This window comes from Microbacterium insulae, assembly GCF_042677065.1.
Classification (GTDB): domain Bacteria; phylum Actinomycetota; class Actinomycetes; order Actinomycetales; family Microbacteriaceae; genus Microbacterium; species Microbacterium insulae.
In genome coordinates, this window is record NZ_JBHTII010000002.1 from 200,623 (window position 1) to 215,601 (window position 14,979).

Annotated in this window: 15 protein-coding genes; 10 read left to right on the top strand and 5 right to left on the bottom strand. The window is 69.9% G+C overall.

Translation table 11 applies throughout. The annotated features are described in order from the left end of the window. Positions 1 to 648: a hypothetical protein gene (locus ACFQ0P_RS13505; protein WP_204979182.1), complete on the bottom strand. Its 648-nt coding sequence runs from the start codon at positions 646 to 648 to the stop codon at positions 1 to 3. A gap of 204 nt (positions 649 to 852) precedes the next feature. Here ACFQ0P_RS13505 and leuA point away from each other — a divergent pair, with 204 nt between their 5' ends. Next, complete coding sequence (leuA, locus tag ACFQ0P_RS13510) at positions 853 to 2,613, top strand: 2-isopropylmalate synthase (protein ID WP_204979183.1); 1,761 nt, start codon at positions 853 to 855, stop codon at positions 2,611 to 2,613. A 106-nt stretch (positions 2,614 to 2,719) separates the two neighbouring features. Here the strand turns inward: leuA and ACFQ0P_RS13515 are convergent, their stop codons facing one another. Genes ACFQ0P_RS13515 through ACFQ0P_RS13525 form a run of 3 tightly spaced genes read right to left on the bottom strand, consistent with a single transcriptional unit; the run spans position 2,720 to position 4,610 of the window. Next, the gene (locus tag ACFQ0P_RS13515; protein WP_204979184.1) at positions 2,720 to 3,406 is read right to left on the bottom strand and encodes a trimeric intracellular cation channel family protein; all 687 of its coding nucleotides are present in this window, start codon (positions 3,404 to 3,406) and stop codon (positions 2,720 to 2,722) included. A gap of 20 nt (positions 3,407 to 3,426) precedes the next feature. Then, complete coding sequence (locus ACFQ0P_RS13520) at positions 3,427 to 4,152, bottom strand: hypothetical protein (RefSeq protein ID WP_378772561.1); 726 nt, start codon at positions 4,150 to 4,152, stop codon at positions 3,427 to 3,429. Next, positions 4,146 to 4,610 (bottom strand): MarR family winged helix-turn-helix transcriptional regulator, encoded by a 465-nt coding sequence (locus ACFQ0P_RS13525; RefSeq protein ID WP_204979185.1) that lies wholly within the window; start codon positions 4,608 to 4,610, stop codon positions 4,146 to 4,148. The genes ACFQ0P_RS13520 and ACFQ0P_RS13525 overlap by 7 nt, the downstream gene beginning before the upstream one ends. 96 nt (positions 4,611 to 4,706) lie before the next feature. Between ACFQ0P_RS13525 and ACFQ0P_RS13530 the strand changes: the two genes are divergently transcribed. The 6 genes from ACFQ0P_RS13530 to ACFQ0P_RS13555 all read left to right on the top strand — a co-directional run bounded on the left by ACFQ0P_RS13530 (position 4,707) and on the right by ACFQ0P_RS13555 (position 9,923). Beyond that, complete coding sequence (locus ACFQ0P_RS13530; RefSeq protein ID WP_204979186.1) at positions 4,707 to 5,894, top strand: aminotransferase class I/II-fold pyridoxal phosphate-dependent enzyme; 1,188 nt, start codon at positions 4,707 to 4,709, stop codon at positions 5,892 to 5,894. 57 nt (positions 5,895 to 5,951) lie between these two features. Continuing rightward, positions 5,952 to 6,695 carry a DNA repair protein RecO gene (gene recO, locus ACFQ0P_RS13535; protein ID WP_204979187.1) on the top strand — a complete coding sequence of 248 codons (744 nt, stop codon included), beginning with the start codon at positions 5,952 to 5,954 and terminating at the stop codon, positions 6,693 to 6,695. Then, on the top strand, positions 6,692 to 7,504 hold the full coding sequence (locus ACFQ0P_RS13540) for an isoprenyl transferase (RefSeq protein WP_204979188.1): 813 nt from the start codon (positions 6,692 to 6,694) through the stop codon (positions 7,502 to 7,504). Before recO ends, ACFQ0P_RS13540 begins: the two co-directional genes overlap by 4 nt. A 94-nt stretch (positions 7,505 to 7,598) precedes the next feature. Beyond that, positions 7,599 to 8,231, top strand: coding sequence for a hypothetical protein (locus tag ACFQ0P_RS13545; RefSeq protein WP_204979189.1), 633 nt, complete (start codon positions 7,599 to 7,601; stop codon positions 8,229 to 8,231). Then, positions 8,231 to 9,196, top strand: a complete 966-nt coding sequence (locus ACFQ0P_RS13550; RefSeq protein WP_204979190.1) for a hypothetical protein — start codon at positions 8,231 to 8,233, stop codon at positions 9,194 to 9,196. Before ACFQ0P_RS13545 ends, ACFQ0P_RS13550 begins: the two co-directional genes overlap by 1 nt. Positions 9,197 to 9,242: 46 nt before the next feature. Continuing rightward, positions 9,243 to 9,923: a DsbA family oxidoreductase gene (locus ACFQ0P_RS13555; protein ID WP_204979191.1), complete on the top strand. Its 681-nt coding sequence runs from the start codon at positions 9,243 to 9,245 to the stop codon at positions 9,921 to 9,923. Between the two features lie 87 nt (positions 9,924 to 10,010). Here the strand turns inward: ACFQ0P_RS13555 and ACFQ0P_RS13560 are convergent, their stop codons facing one another. Continuing rightward, positions 10,011 to 10,514 (bottom strand): glutathione peroxidase, encoded by a 504-nt coding sequence (locus tag ACFQ0P_RS13560; RefSeq protein WP_204979192.1) that lies wholly within the window; start codon positions 10,512 to 10,514, stop codon positions 10,011 to 10,013. Positions 10,515 to 10,595: 81 nt separating this feature from the next. Here ACFQ0P_RS13560 and dusB point away from each other — a divergent pair, with 81 nt between their 5' ends. Genes dusB through dnaG form a run of 3 tightly spaced genes read left to right on the top strand, consistent with a single transcriptional unit; the run spans position 10,596 to position 14,960 of the window. Next, complete coding sequence (gene dusB / locus ACFQ0P_RS13565; RefSeq protein WP_378772566.1) at positions 10,596 to 11,771, top strand: tRNA dihydrouridine synthase DusB; 1,176 nt, start codon at positions 10,596 to 10,598, stop codon at positions 11,769 to 11,771. After that, positions 11,761 to 13,101 (top strand): deoxyguanosinetriphosphate triphosphohydrolase, encoded by a 1,341-nt coding sequence (locus ACFQ0P_RS13570; protein ID WP_204979193.1) that lies wholly within the window; start codon positions 11,761 to 11,763, stop codon positions 13,099 to 13,101. Before dusB ends, ACFQ0P_RS13570 begins: the two co-directional genes overlap by 11 nt. Then, complete coding sequence (gene dnaG / locus ACFQ0P_RS13575; protein ID WP_204979194.1) at positions 13,101 to 14,960, top strand: DNA primase; 1,860 nt, start codon at positions 13,101 to 13,103, stop codon at positions 14,958 to 14,960. The genes ACFQ0P_RS13570 and dnaG overlap by 1 nt, the downstream gene beginning before the upstream one ends. The last annotated feature ends 19 nt before the right edge of the window (positions 14,961 to 14,979 follow it).

Genomic DNA, 14,979 nt, shown 5'->3' on the forward strand with positions numbered 1-14,979 from the left:
TCAGCCCGCGACCGGGCGCAGCGCGGAGCGGATGATCACCGTGTCCTCGCCGTAGTCGGCGTCCGCGGCATCCTGCCAGGTGCCGTCGTCCCACACGACGTCGACCCACAGCCAGCCGTTGTCGGGATAGGACCCGAGGTACGCCTCGCCGAGCGCGTCGGGGAGCTCCTCCTGCATCGCCTGCAGCGTCTGCTCGTCACCCGCCCCCGGCTCACCACCCGTGGGATCCTCGGGCGCCAGCGGGTCGTACAGCGCGAGCATCACCGGCGGCTGGGTCACGGTGAATGCCTCGCCGTCGTACGTGCCCTGCACGGCATACGCGCCCCACGTCGTGTCGCCCGAGCTCTCCGAGCCGTCGACTCCCTCCCACGTCCAGTTCGTGAGCGGGAGGCCGCTGCACTGCGGCGGGTAGGACTCGGCGACCGCACCCAGACACAGTTCGGCGTCGCCGTCGACGTCCAGCACGGTGCCTTGAGCGATGACCTCGCCCGAGGGCGGCGCCGGCCACACCGATCCGAGCGGGGCGGTCGGCGGCGAGTCGGGTGAACCCGCGGATCCGCCGGGACCCGATGGGGTCGCGCAGCCCGCGAGGATCACGACGGATGCCGCGCCCAGCGCGGCGGCGAGGAATCGGCGGTGACGTGTCATGCCTGTGGAGTGTCGCGACCGCCGTGATCGTCTCACTCCTCGTGACAGGAGGTTCGCGCGCGCCGCGCGCACGGGTGTACCCTGGGGCCATGCGTGCAGGCTCGCTGCTTCTCCTTAGCTGCCGCGACGAGGCCTCGATCTAGGGCCTTCCTCGTCGCGGAGCTTGTCGTCGGCCCGCCCTTTGGACGAGAGAAGAACGACATCATGGAGAACACCCAGAAGCCCTCGGGCATGCCGATCCACAAGTATCGGCCGTATCACGAGCAGATCGCCGTGACCCTGCCCGACCGAACGTGGCCGGACCGGCGCATCACGACCGCACCCCGATGGTGCGCGGTCGACCTGCGGGACGGCAACCAGGCCCTCATCGATCCGATGAGCCCGGAGCGCAAGCGCATCATGTTCGAGCTCCTCGTGAAGATGGGCTACAAGGAGATCGAGGTCGGCTTCCCCTCGGCGAGCCAGACCGATTTCGACTTCGTGCGTCAGCTCATCGAAGAGAACCTCATCCCCGACGACGTGACCATCCAGGTGCTGACCCAGGCACGAGAGCACCTCATCGAGCGCACCTATGAGTCGATCGCTGGCGCGAAGCAGGCCATCGTCCACCTGTACAACTCCACCAGCATCCTGCAGCGGGATGTGGTCTTCCGCACCGACAAGCAGGGGATCATCGACATCGCGCTCGAGGGCGCGCGGCTGTGCCGCCAGTTCGAGAAGCGCATCCCCGAGACGAAGGTGTTCTACGAGTACTCACCGGAGAGCTACACCGGCACCGAGCTGGACTTCGCCGTCGACGTCTGCAATCAGGTGATCGAGATCTTCGAGCCGACGCCGGAGCGCAAGGTCATCATCAATCTTCCCGCGACGGTCGAGATGGCGACGCCGAACGTCTACGCCGACTCGATCGAGTGGATGAGCCGGCGCCTGGCGCATCGCGAGAACGTCATCCTGTCGCTGCATCCGCACAACGACCGCGGAACGGCGATCGCGGCGGCGGAGCTGGGCTACATGGCCGGCGCCGACCGCATCGAGGGATGCCTGTTCGGCAACGGCGAGCGCACCGGGAACGTCGACCTGGTGGCGTTGGGCATCAACCTGCTGACCCAGGGCATCGATCCGCAGATCGACTTCAGCGACATCGATCAGGTCAAGCGCACCGTCGAGTACTGCAACCAGCTGCCCGTGCACGAGCGGAGCCCGTGGGCCGGCGACCTCGTCTTCACGGCCTTCAGCGGCTCCCACCAGGACGCCATCAAGAAGGGCTTCGAGGCGATGGCCGCCCGTGCGGCGTCGGACGGCGTGAGTGTCGACGAGATCGAATGGGCCGTGCCGTATCTGCCGATCGACCCGAAGGATCTCGGACGCTCGTACGAGGCAGTGATCCGCGTCAACTCGCAGTCGGGCAAGGGCGGGGTCGCGTATCTGCTCAAGACCGACCACGCGATCGACCTGCCCCGCAAGCTCCAGATCGAGTTCTCCGGAGTGGTCCAGGCCAAGACGGATGCCGAGGGTGGCGAGGTCACGAGCGACCAGATCTGGGCGATCTTCCGCGATGAGTACCTTCCGTCGGCGGTCGCCGACGAGCGGTGGGGGCGCTTCGAGCTGCTTGCGACGAGCACCCGCAGCGACATGTCGGGCGATGTCTCCCTCGACGTCACCCTGCGGGACGGCGACGCGCGGTACGAGGCATCCGGTCACGGCAACGGTCCTGTCGCCGCGTTCCTCGAGATCGTCCGCGGCCAGGGGTTCGATGTGACGCTCTACGACTACGTCGAGCATGCGCTCAGCGCCGGCGGCGACGCGCAGGCTGCGGCCTACATCGAGCTGCAGGTCGACGGCGAGCGCCTGTGGGGCGTCGGCATCGACGGCGACATCTCGACGGCGTCCCTCAAGGCGATCGTGTCGGGTGTGAACCGCGCGATTCGCACGCGGGAGCGTTCGGGGGCCCTGGCAGGGGTGTGACGGCGGTCCGATCGTCGAGACGCGGGATCTGAGGCGAACCCGGGGGTGTCGACCCCTGGCTCGACGTGATCCCCGGTCTCGGTGGTGTGCGCGAGGCGCAGCGGGTTCAGGGCTTGACGATCGGGATCGACGAGGTCTCGACCGCCACCTTGCGCCGGTAGAGGGCGCGCTGCTCGGGCAGTGAGATGTCGAAGATCACGGCGAGCAGCCGGATCACCGTGGTGACGGCGACGCCGATGATCGCGGCGACGGTGAGGTCCGCGCCGAAGGCATTGGCGCCGGCGAGGACGAGGCAACCGGCACCCGCGGCGACGGCGTAGAGCGACCCGACGTGCATGATCGCGACGGGCAGGCCCATGATCATGTCGCGCAGGATGCCGCCGCCGACCGCAGCGCACACTCCGACGAACACCGCGGGCACCAGGGGGAGCCCGAGGTACAGCGCCTTGCTCGTGCCGAAGGCGCCGAAGAGACCGATCACGAGAGCGTCGAGTCCGACGATCGCGGCGTTGAGTCGCTGGAACAGCCCGGCCAGCAGCATGCCAACGAGGGCCGCCACGGTCGCGGTGATGAGGTACCAGTTGCTCTGCAGCGTCACCGGGGTCACGTTGAGCAGCAGGTCGCGGATGAGACCGCCGCCCATGCCCATCACGATCCCGATGATCGCGACGCCGAGAAGGTCGAGGCGGCGCTGACCGCGGAATCCCGATGCGAACAGGGCACCTTGGATGCCGCCGAGGCCGACGGCGATGAGGTCCGCCCACAGGGGGATCACGAAGATCGGTTCGTTCACCCCACCATTGTCGCGTCGGGTCAGGGGATGTGCGTGCGCACCGCCGTCATGAAGCCGTCGAGGTCATCGACCCACAGGCGAACCGCGTCGACCTCGATCTCCTCGTCACCGAGTCGCGTGACCACCGGCTGCTCGAGGGTGACGAGCACATTCGTCTCGTTGTTCATGCGAAGCGCGAGTGTGCGTCCGTGCGGCTCGTCGCGCACCTTCGGTGCCTTCTCGATCACATCGCGGGATTTCTCGACGGCAGCCACCGCCTCCCAGGGCAGATCGACGTCGACGTGCGCGCCGTAGCGCGCGCGGATCCCGTCCGGCCCGACCGCATGAGGGCGCGTGAAGAAGCTCAGGAGGAGTCCGACCATCCAGGTGACGCCCCATATGCCGAGGGCGAGCAGAGGGATGCGCACCCACGGCCAGCGGTGCACGATGAGGTCCACGATGGGGATCTCGATGGCGGAGAGGACGATGAAGATCACGAGGATCGTCAGCACCGGGGAGTGGTACGTGAATCCGGATGCTCCGCGCGGCACGCGTGGGCGACGGAACAGCCAGCGGTAGAAGCTCTGCCAGACCCCGACCTCGGCCCGCCACGCGGCGCGTCCGAGGGCGGCGAACCGCGCGAGCGGATGCCGCGGGGCGGGGTCTTCGCTCGTCCCCATCGCAGCGGACTCGGGGGCGGCGGACTCGGGGGCGGCGGACGCGGGGGCGGCGGAAGCCGCGGTCGGGGGCGTGGCGTCCGTCACCATTCCTCGCGCTCCTTCTGGGCGTGCTCGTGCTCGGCGACGAGGGTCTCGAGCCGGCCGCGCACGTGGTCGAGCGCGCGTATCGCGGCGGCGACCGTCTCGCCGTCGAGCCCGTCGATGAGTGAAGCGCCGAGTTGTTCGTGCTCGGCATCCATCGTCTCCATCATCGAGAGTCCGCGCTCCGTGAGATCGACGAGGACGGCTCGCCGGTCGGTGGGATGCGGCTCGCGTCGCGCGAGGCCGGTGGCGTCGAGGGCGTCGACGAGCGTCGTGACGTAGCGCGGAGTGACACCGAGCTGTTCTGCCAGGTGGACCTGCGTCTGTGGCCCCTCGTGGAAGAGCACCCACATGAGGTGGGTGCGGGGAACGGTGAGTCCGCGTCGGTCGAGCTCCCGCTCCTGATCCGCCTCGAGGATACGAGAGATCGCGAGGAGCGAATCAAGGACGTGCGTTCCGGACATAGTGAACAGAGTACAGTATGTGGACACCCCGTTGACCGGGAACTCCGCGGTTGGGATCCTTTCCTCAGGTTCCGCGGCTCTGGGCAAGGGGGGACGATGGGGATTTCTGCGCGCGCATCGCGGGCGAAGGCGGCGGTGGACGTCGTGACAGCGTTCTTCGCCAAGGTCCAAGCCGCCGCCGACGACCCCGATGCGCTCGACTTCACCTTCGGCAACCCGCACGAATTCGCTCTGCCGGGCCTCGTCGAGGCCATTCGCAACCAGGTCGAGCCGCGCACAGTCGACTGGTACGCGTACCGCACCAGCGAGGCCGACGCACAGCAGACCATCGCCGCCGGACTGCGCACGGAGCTCGGGCTGCCCTTCGCGCCCGAGGACATCGCGATGACGCAGGGAGCCTTCGGCGCCATCTCCCTCGCCCTCGCCCTCCTGACGGATGCCGGTGACGAGGTCGTCATCCCGGTTCCGGGGTGGTTCTGCTACGAGCCGATGCTCTATGCCGCCGACCTCGTCCCCGTCCGTGCGCCGCTTGCGGCGGACACCTTCGACCTCGACCTGGGGGCGATCGCCGCCGCGATCACGCCCCGCACCCGCGTCGTCATCGTGAACTCGCCGGCCAACCCCACCGGCCGCGTGTACCCGGCGTCGACGTGGCGCGAGCTCGCCGATCTGCTTGAGCGCGCGTCCGCCGAGCACGGACGGCGCATCTGGCTGCTGTCGGACGAGCCCTACCGCCGCATCCGCTTCGACGGTGTGGAGTTCGCGAGCCCGGCGGCTGTGTACCCCTGGACTCTGATCGACTACAGCTACGGGAAGGTGCTGCTGGCGCCCGGGCAGCGTCTGGGCTACCTCGCGCTCTCGCCGCTCATCCCGGCGGAAGAGCGGGACGTGCTGCGCGAGGCGCTGTTCCCGCTGGGTCTTGCGATCGGGTGGGGATTCCCGGACGCGGTGATGCAGTACGCCGCGCCCGCCCTCGAGTCGGTGTCGATCGACATGGTCGAGCTGGCGCGCAAGCGCGACCGGCTCTTCGGGGCCCTGGCCGGTGCCGGGGTCGAACTGACGAGACCCGAGGGCACGTTCTACCTGTGGGGTCGCGCCCCGGGAGGCGACGGTCAGGCGTTCTGCGAGGCTCTCGCAGAACGTGGCGTCCACTTCATGCCGGGCACGCTGTTCGACCGGCCCGAGCACTTCCGGGTCTCGCTCACGGCGACGATGCAGACGATCGATCGCGCACTCCCCGAGCTGCTCGACGTCGTCGCGGGCTTCCGCGCAGGCGAGCGCTGATCGTCGCGAGCGGGGCGCCGCCGCCCCGGTGGGGACGGCGCCGACCATAATTGACGAGTGCCCACCTACCGTGACGAGGTCGTGGTCCTGCGCACCCACAAGCTGGGGGAGGCAGACAGGATCGTGACCATGCTCAGCCGGCGTCACGGCAAGATCCGTGCCGTGGCGAAGGGGGTCCGGCGCACGTCCTCGCGCTTCGGAGCGCGGTTGGAGCCGTTCATGGTCGCCGACGTGCAGCTCTATGAAGGACGCTCGCTCGACATCGTGCAGCAGGCGGAGTCCCTGGGCTCCTACGGTGCGGACATCGCCGCGCACTACGACCGCTACACGTCCGCCCACGCGATGGTCGAGGCAGCAGACCGGCTCAATGAGGCCGAAGCCACGCCGCAGCAGTATCTGCTCCTCGTCGGTGGGCTGCGAGCGCTGGCGCGCGGCGAGCACGCGTCGCGCAGCGTCCTGGACTCCTACCTGCTGCGGGCCATGGCCCTGTCCGGCTGGGCGCCCGGACTCACCGAGTGCGCGCGCTGCGGCGCCCCCGGGCCGCATGACACATTCGTCGCGCAGCTGGGCGGCATGGTCTGCAGCGACTGCGCGCCCACCGGTTCGGCGCGCGTCCACGCCGATACCGCGGGCCTCCTCCAGTCGCTCATGGCGGGCGAGTGGGAGCGAGTGGATGCCGCGTCCCCGGCGTCGTGCGCCGCCGCCTCCGGCCTCATTGCGGCGTACGCGCAGTGGCACCTCGAGCGCGGCATCCGTTCACTGTCGCACGTCGCGAGCGCACCGCAGGGGAGGAGCCGATGAGCCCGAAGCCGTTCACCCACCGCGACGCGGTCCCGTATCGCCCGGTCGACTGGACCGGGCTGTATCCGCCGGACTTCCCGAAGGGATCGGTGCCGAAGCACGTCGCGATCGTGATGGACGGCAACGGCCGCTGGGCGAACCGCCGCGGCCTCACGCGCGTCGAGGGTCACAAGGCCGGCGAGGCTGCGCTGCTCGACGTGGTCGCCGGTGCGATCCAAGCCGGGGTCACTCATCTCTCGGTGTATGCCTTCTCGACCGAGAACTGGTCACGCTCGCCCGACGAGGTCCGCTTCCTGATGGGGTTCAACCGCGACGTCCTCCATCGCCGCCGCGATCAGCTCAACGAGTGGGGCGTGCGCGTGCGCTGGTCCGGGCGCAAACCTCGCCTCTGGTCGAGCGTCATCAAGGAGCTCCAGTTCGCCGAGCGGCTCACCGCCGACAACAGCGTGCTGACCCTCACGATGTGCGTCAACTACGGCGGCCGCATCGAGCTCGTCGACGCGATGCGCTCGATCGGCGACGACATCGCCGCCGGTCGCCTCGCGCCCTCCGCCGTCACGGAGAAGCTCATCCGCTCGCGCCTCTACCAGCCCGGCATGCCCGACGTCGACCTCTTCATCCGCTCGAGCGGCGAGCAGCGGACCTCGAACTTCCTCCTGTGGGAGTCCGCCTATGCGGAGTTCGTGTTCCTCGACACGCTGTGGCCGGACTTCTCCCGCACCGACCTGTGGCGCGCGATCGGGCTCTACCTCGATCGCGACCGCCGCTTCGGCGGCGCCGTCGATGCTCCGGAGCCCCCCGCGCTCTAGGCCTGTCCGGATGCCTCGGCACGGCGTATCCTGCGAGCGTCAGCGTCCTCTTCACTGAAGAGCGCCGCGTCTGCGGTCGGTCAGGGGGTGTGCCATGTTCTTCTCGCGTCGCTCGGGGAGGACCGTGATCGCCGTCGCCGTCCTCGCTTTCGCCCTGTCGTTCGCCGGATGCGCCCCGACGACGACCGAAGGAGGCGCCGTCGGTCCGACGGAGACCGGTACGCCGGAGCCCGAGCCCGAGCCGGAACCCACGCCGACCAACGGCGACGTGGACCCGGATCAGGAGCGCGTGCGCGTCGGCCCGACGGTCGACTACGGCGGTCCCGCTTACGGCGATCAGGGCGAGACCGAGCTCGTGGCGGATGGTGTGTGGTGCGAGACGGTCGCCATGTTCTGGGGCGGGACCGAACCGATCCCCGACGGTGTGGTGATGGAGTTCAGCGAGGCCCTCATCGAGCCGACGCTTGTGGAGGTCACGGCGAATCCCTGCGGCGTGGATCCGGGCACGGGAGCGCCATTGCCGTCGTGCATCGGGCTGCAGCTGGAGGCCAATGCGTCCGCATTCTGCGGGCTCGAGATCCTGCCCGGGCCTGACTTCCTGGAAGGCACCATCATCACGTTCGCGGGCACGATGACCTGCCCCACCGCCGCTGTCTGCGACGCCGTCGCTGCTCGCGACGCTGAGGAAGGGCCGCAGATCCTCATCAACACGCCCGCGGGGGCGTGATGGCCATCGGCACGAGGCGAGCGGCCCCGCCTCCCGCGCCGGAGGCGCCCCCTGCGGTCGCCGACGAGCCCGCACCGGAGCGCGGTCTCGGCTTCGAGAAGTGGATGGGGTTCCTCTCGTCGTTCGTCGCGCCGCTCACGCTCGTCACGGCGCTGCTGTTCTACTTCGGCTACGTCTCGACGCGGGAGTTCTTCCGCTACTTCGGAATCGACGTCGACCTGATCGGGCTCAGTTCCCAGGAGTTCGTGATGCGCAGCCCGGGTGCGCTCTTCGTCCCGGTGATGGTGCTCCTGCTCCTGGCCGCAGGTCTCATGGTCGCCCACCGGCGCATGCGGCGTCACATCGAGCGCGTCGAACCCGACGATCGCCGGCGACTCATCGCGGGCCTGGCGTGGACGGGCATCGGGTTCCTGCTGGCCGGCCTCGTCCTCGCGTTCGTCGAGCCGCTTCTGGCCGACTGGGCTTGGGGTCAGCTGCTGACGCCGCTGTTCCTCGCGGTCGGCGCGGGACTGGCTGCCTATGCTGCGTCGACCGTCCGGGCGCTCGGGGGCAAGGGGATCGGCCGCGGGGTCGTGGTGATCCTCGTCCTCGTTCTCGTGGCGGGCACCTTCTGGGCCACGGCCACGATCGCCCAATGGTGGGGTCTCGGGCAGGCCCGGGCGCTCGCGTCCGATCTGACCGCGCTCCCGGCCGTGGTGCTGGACACGAAGGAGCGCCTGTATCCCGGCAACGACGCCATCACGTCACGCGACCTGGGGGAGCCGGCCGATGTTCCTGCTGAGGGCGAGCGCGGGCCGGTGTTCGGGTACCGCTACTTCGGCCTGCGCCTGCTCGCGCAAGGTGGGGGGCGGCTGTATCTCGTGCCCGACGAGTGGTCGGCGGATGCCTCGACCATCGTGGTCCCGTACGACGATGTGCGCGTGCGGTTCCGCTTCCTCCCCGACGCGGATCCGCCCACCGGATGACACATTCACCGGAATAGACGGCGGCCGCCGCGCCTTGTCCTTGAGCATGACGGATGCCATCAAGATCGACGTGTGGAGCGACATCGCCTGCCCCTGGTGCTACATCGGCAAGCGGAATCTCGAGAAGGGGCTTGCCGAGGCATCCGGTGACGACGACGCCCCCGCCGTGGAGGTGGTGTTCCACTCCTTCGAGCTCTCGCCCGACACACCCGTGGACTTCGAGGGTGGGGAGGCGGACTACCTCGCCACGCACAAGGGGATCTCGCGCGATCAGGCACAGCAGATGCTCGACCGCGTCACCGGCGTCGCCGCCGAGGCGGGGCTCGAGTACCGGTTCGACCTGCTCAAGCACACCAACACCGTCAAGGCGCACGAGCTGCTGCACTTCGCGAAGGAGCAGGGGCGTCAGCACGAGGTCGCCGAGCGCCTCATGTCCGCGTACTTCACCGAGGGCCGTCACCTCGGAGACGAGGCGGAACTCGTCACCCTCGCCGCGGACACCGGACTGGACGCCGACGCGGCGCGGGAGGCGCTGCGCAGCGGCCGGTTCCTCGACGCCGTGCGCGCGGATCAGGCGCAGGCGCAGGCGTACGGGATCAACGGCGTGCCGTTCTTCGTGATCGACGGCAAGTACGGGGTCTCCGGGGCGCAGCCCGCCGAGGCGTTCGCGCAGATCGTGCGCCAGGTGTGGGCCGAGCACCGCGACGAGGCTCCTGTCAGCGCGTGACGTCCGCGCTGCAGTTCCCGTCATGGGCGCCGTCGCGGGACGCAGCGCTCGCCGGGAACTGCAGCGGTCGCGGCCGCGGTCGCCTGTTCAGCCGGGCAGGTTCGCCTCGATGACGCCGACGATCGCCGGGTCGTCGGGCTTGACGTTCGGGCGGAAGCGGTGGACCTCACCGTCAGGCGTGAGCACGAACTTCTCGAAGTTCCACTGGATGCGGCCCTTCTTGCCGTCGACATCCGGGGTGTCGCGGAGCGCCTTGTAGATCGGCGCCGCCTTGCCGCCGTTGACCCTGACCTTGTCGTGGACGGGGAAGGAGACTCCCCAGGTGGTCGAGCAGTATTCGAGGATGTCCTCCATCGAGCCCGGCTCCTGGCCCATGAACTGATTGCACGGAAAGCCCAGCACGGTGAATCCGCGTTCGGCGTACGCGCGCTGCAGCTCCTCGAGCTGCTCGTACTGCGGGGTGAGGCCGCAGCGCGAGGCGACGTTCACGACGAGAAGGACCTTGTCGCCGTAGTCGGCCAGCGTGGCGGTGCCGCCGTCGGCGGTCTGGAACGGGATGCTGCGCAGATCGGTCGCGGTAGCGTCGGTCATGTCCCCAGGCTAAGGCTTCCCGGAGCACGCGGCTCCACAGGTGGTCACGGCTCTGCGCGCGCTCAGCGGGAGTCTGGGAGAATGGACGACGTGACGACCGCCCTCGCCCCCTCGCGCACCCTGCGCATCGGACCCATCGAGCTCGATGCGCCCGTCGTCCTGGCGCCGATGGCGGGGATCACGAACACCGCGTTCCGTCGACTGTGCCGCGAATACGGCGCCGGCCTCTACGTGAGCGAGATGATCACGACGCGTGCGCTGGTCGAGCGGAATGCCACCACGATGCGTCTGATCACGCACCACGAGTCCGAGAAGCCCCGCTCGATCCAGCTCTACGGCGTCGACCCGGCCACGACCGAGGCGGCCGTCCGTCTCCTCGTCGAGGAGGATCGCGCAGATCACATCGACCTGAACTTCGGATGTCCCGTGCCCAAGGTCACGCGCAAGGGCGGCGGCGCCGCGCTGCCGTGGAAGCTCGGGCTCTTCCGCGACATCGTCACGCGCGCGGCCCGTGCCGCGGGCGACGTGCCGCTGACGGTCAAGATGCGCAAGGGCATCGACGGCGATCACCTGACCTACCTCGACGCCGGACGCATCGCCGAGGACGCCGGCGTCGCTGCGGTCGCCCTCCACGCCCGCACCGCGGCCGAGTTCTACTCGGGCGAGGCGGACTGGTCGGCGATCGCGGCTCTCAAGGAAGCGGTCACGAGCGTTCCCGTGCTGGGCAACGGCGACATCTGGTCCGCGGCCGACGCGGCGCGCATGATGGCCGAGACCGGCTGCGACGGCGTGGTCGTCGGCCGCGGCTGCCTCGGCCGTCCGTGGCTCTTCGGCGACCTCGCGCGTGAGCTCGGCGGCCCGGCTGCGGCATCTGCCCCGCCCGTCGATGCGACGCTCGGCTTCGTCGCCCACGCGTTCCGGCGTCACGCCGAGCTGCTGGTGGAGTTCTTCGAAGACGAGGGGCGCGGGTGCCGCGACATCCGCAAGCACGTGGCCTGGTACTTCAAGGGGTACCCGGTGGGCGGCGACCTGCGTGCTCGACTGGCAACGGTCTCCACACTCGCCGAGATCGACGATCTGCTCGGCACGCTCGACCTCGACGCCCCGTATCCGGGAGCGGCGGCGGAGGGGCAGCGCGGCAGGGCCGGAACCCCCAAGCGGCCCGCGCTCCCCGAGCACTGGCTCGATTCCCGCGAGCTGACCGCCGAAGCATCCTGTGCCATCGCCGAAGCGGAACTCGACCACAGTGGCGGGTGACGGCGCCGTGGCGATCGGCGTCTCGTCCGAGCGACCCTCGGGCTACGACGATGCCGATGCGCAGCGTTTCCACGCCGAGCGCCACCGCTCGCAGCGCGATGACTTCGCCCGCGACCGCGCGCGCGTGCTGCACTCGGCGGCGCTGCGACGGCTCGCCGCGAAGACGCAGGTGCTCAGTCCGGCGAGCCCGGCCGACTTCGCGCGCAACCGCCTGACGCACTCTCTCGAGGTCGCCCAGGTGGGGCGCGAGCTGGCGACCGCGCTGCGCCTCGCGCCCGACGTCGTCGACACGGCGTGCTTGAGTCACGATCTCGGTCACCCGCCCTTCGGCCACAACGGCGAACGGGCCATGAACGAGTGGGCCGAAGACATCGGGGGATTCGAGGGCAACGCGCAGACCCTGCGGATCGTGACGCGCCTGGAGCCCAAGGTGGTCGACGACGACGGCCGGACGTTCGGTCTCAACCTCACGCGCGCGAGCCTCGACGCGACGTGCAAGTACCCGTGGACGGCCGAGCATCCTCTCCCCGACCCGGGCGGCCGCCTGAAGTTCGGGGTGTATCCCGACGACGAGCCGGTCTTCCGCTGGATGAGGGAGGGCGCGCCCGGTCGGGTCCGCTGCATCGAGGCCGAGGTGATGGATCTCTCCGACGACATCGCCTACTCGGTCCACGATTTCGAGGACGCCGTGGTCAACGGCTACCTCGACCCCGCGCGGCTGGCCGACCCGGCCGAGCACGAAGCTCTGCTGCGAGCGATCCAGTCCTGGGTGGGCTACGACTTCGCCCGCGACGAGCTCGAGGACGCGCTGTACCGCCTCATGCGCATGCCGGAGTGGATCACCGCCTTCGACGGAACGCGCGCCTCGCTGGCGCGCCTCAAGAACCTGACCTCCGACCTCATCGGAAGGTTCGCACGCGCCGCGACGACGGCGACCCGTGACGCCTACGGGATGTCGGCGCTCACGCGCTATCGTGCCCACGTGGTGGTGCCGCGCGTGGTGGAGGCGGAGATGGCCGTGCTCAAGGGCATCATCGGTGCGGTGGTGGTGTCGATCGAGGGGCGCAAGGACCTCTACAAGGAGCAGCGCCGAGTCCTGAAGCGGCTCGCGAACGCGCTGTGGGAAGCGCCCGAGGCACTCGACGCCCTTCATGCCCAGGATTTCGCCGCCGCCGAGACGGACGCCGCGCGCCGGCGGGCGGTGGTCGATCAGGTGGCGAGTCTCACCGATCAGGTCGCGATCGCCTGGCACGGCCGCCTGGTCGGCGAACTGGATGCCGCATCCCTCGGCGTGTGGTCTCCCGGGGCCCGCGCCACCGGGGTGCGCTGATGGCCGGTCGCATCCGCCAGGCGGACGTCGAGGAGGTCAAGGCGCGCACCAACATCGCCGACATCATCGGCGAGCGCGTGGCGCTCAAGAACGCCGGTGTCGGAGCGATGAAGGGACTGTGCCCCTTCCACGACGAACGCAGTCCCAGCTTCAACGTGCGCCCCCAAGCGGGCTTCTACCACTGCTTCGGCTGCGGCGAGTCGGGTGACGTCTACTCGTTCCTCACCAAGATGGATCACGTCTCCTTCACCGAGGCGGTCGAGCGCCTGGCGGGACGGATCGGCTACACGCTGCACTACGAGGACGGCGGAGCGGCACCCGAGCACACCGGTCGCACCCGCCTGTTCGCCGCGAACGCGGCGGCGGCCGAATTCTTCCGCGAGCAGCTTGCGACCGGCGAGGCCGAGATCGCGCGGCGGTTCCTCGGGGAGCGCGGGTTCGATGCCGGCGCCGCCGCGCACTTCGGCGTCGGTTACGCACCCAAGGGGTGGGACGGTATGCGCGACGCGCTCCGCGCGAAGGGCTTCACCGACGAGGAGCTCACGGGTGCGGGCCTGGTCTCGCAGGGGCAGCGCGGCGTATACGACCGGTTCCGCGGCCGGGTGGTCTGGCCGATCCGCGACGTCACCGGGCAGGTGATCGGCTTCGGGGCGCGGCGGCTGTTCGACGACGACAAGGGCCCCAAGTACCTCAACACGCCCGAGACGGCGATCTACAAGAAGGCGCAGGTGCTCTACGGGCTCGACTTGGCCAAGCGCGACATCTCGCGCGAGCACCGCGTCGTCGTGGTCGAGGGGTACACCGACGTCATGGCGTGCCACCTCGCCGGCATCACGACGGCGATCGCGACGTGCGGCACCGCCTTCGGGTCGGACCACATCACGGTGCTGCGCCGCGTGATGGGCGACGATTCGACGGCGGGTGAGGTGGTCTTCACCTTCGATCCGGATGCCGCCGGTCAGAAGGCGGCGCTTCGCGCCTTCGCGGACGCCAAGCGCTTCAACGCGCAGACCTACGTCGCCACCGGTCCCGACGGCCTCGACCCGTGCGATCTTCGCCTGCAGCGCGGCGACGCGGCCGTGCGGGGTCTGATGGAGACGAAGGCGCCGATGGTCGAGTTCGTGCTGGATCAGCGGATCGCCGGCTTCGACCTCGCCGCCGTGGAGGGCCGCGTCGGGGCACTGCGTGCCGCGGCGCCCGTGGTGGCCGAGCTCCGCGACGCGCTCCTGCAGCCGGAGTACGTCCGCGTGTTGGCGCGACGCCTGGGCATGGACACCGAGGACGTCCGGCGCGAGGTGGAGCGAGCCGGCCGCGGTGCGGCGCGGCGAGATCACCCGCACGAGCCGGCAGCGCCGCCATCTGCGGCCGAGGGTGAGCCGGTCATGCGGGTGACTCTCGCTTCGCTGCCCCGCACGGCCGATGTCACTCTCGAGCGCGACGCGCTGATGGGGTTCCTCCAGTTCGGCCATCGACTGGATGCCGAACTCGTCGCCCGAGCGCTCGACCTGCCGTTCCGGCATCCCGCTCTCGACGCCGTCCGGCAGGCCGTGCGACAGCACGCGGCAGGCATGGCCCGCCCGGGATGGGCGATGGACGCGATCGGCGAGGTGCGGGAGCCGTACCGGACGCTGGGCGGGCAGCTTCTCGCGGCCGACTTCCCTGCTCTCGACGACGCGGCTGCGGTCTCGTCGACGAACGACCTCGCCCGGCGGCTCGTGATCCGCGGGCTGGAGGGTCGCAAGCACGAGCTTCTCGGCGCCATCCAGCGCGTGCCGGCGGCGTCGGACGAGGGCCGTGCCATCCGCCTCGAGCTGCGCGAACTGGACGCGCAGAGGCAGCAGCTGGTCGCCGACGTCTGAGGCCCGCGCAGTGGCGCCA

Coding starts and splice junctions, on each gene's coding strand:
- ACFQ0P_RS13505 (WP_204979182.1), bottom strand. CDS start 648: ATGACACGTCACCGCCGATTCCTCGCCGCCGCGCTGGGCGCGGCATCC.
- leuA (WP_204979183.1), top strand. CDS start 853: ATGGAGAACACCCAGAAGCCCTCGGGCATGCCGATCCACAAGTATCGG.
- ACFQ0P_RS13520 (WP_378772561.1), bottom strand. CDS start 4,152: ATGGTGACGGACGCCACGCCCCCGACCGCGGCTTCCGCCGCCCCCGCG.
- ACFQ0P_RS13525 (WP_204979185.1), bottom strand. CDS start 4,610: ATGTCCGGAACGCACGTCCTTGATTCGCTCCTCGCGATCTCTCGTATC.
- ACFQ0P_RS13530 (WP_204979186.1), top strand. CDS start 4,707: ATGGGGATTTCTGCGCGCGCATCGCGGGCGAAGGCGGCGGTGGACGTC.
- ACFQ0P_RS13540 (WP_204979188.1), top strand. CDS start 6,692: ATGAGCCCGAAGCCGTTCACCCACCGCGACGCGGTCCCGTATCGCCCG.
- ACFQ0P_RS13545 (WP_204979189.1), top strand. CDS start 7,599: ATGTTCTTCTCGCGTCGCTCGGGGAGGACCGTGATCGCCGTCGCCGTC.
- ACFQ0P_RS13550 (WP_204979190.1), top strand. CDS start 8,231: ATGGCCATCGGCACGAGGCGAGCGGCCCCGCCTCCCGCGCCGGAGGCG.
- ACFQ0P_RS13555 (WP_204979191.1), top strand. CDS start 9,243: ATGACGGATGCCATCAAGATCGACGTGTGGAGCGACATCGCCTGCCCC.
- ACFQ0P_RS13560 (WP_204979192.1), bottom strand. CDS start 10,514: ATGACCGACGCTACCGCGACCGATCTGCGCAGCATCCCGTTCCAGACC.
- dusB (WP_378772566.1), top strand. CDS start 10,596: ATGGACGACGTGACGACCGCCCTCGCCCCCTCGCGCACCCTGCGCATC.
- dnaG (WP_204979194.1), top strand. CDS start 13,101: ATGGCCGGTCGCATCCGCCAGGCGGACGTCGAGGAGGTCAAGGCGCGC.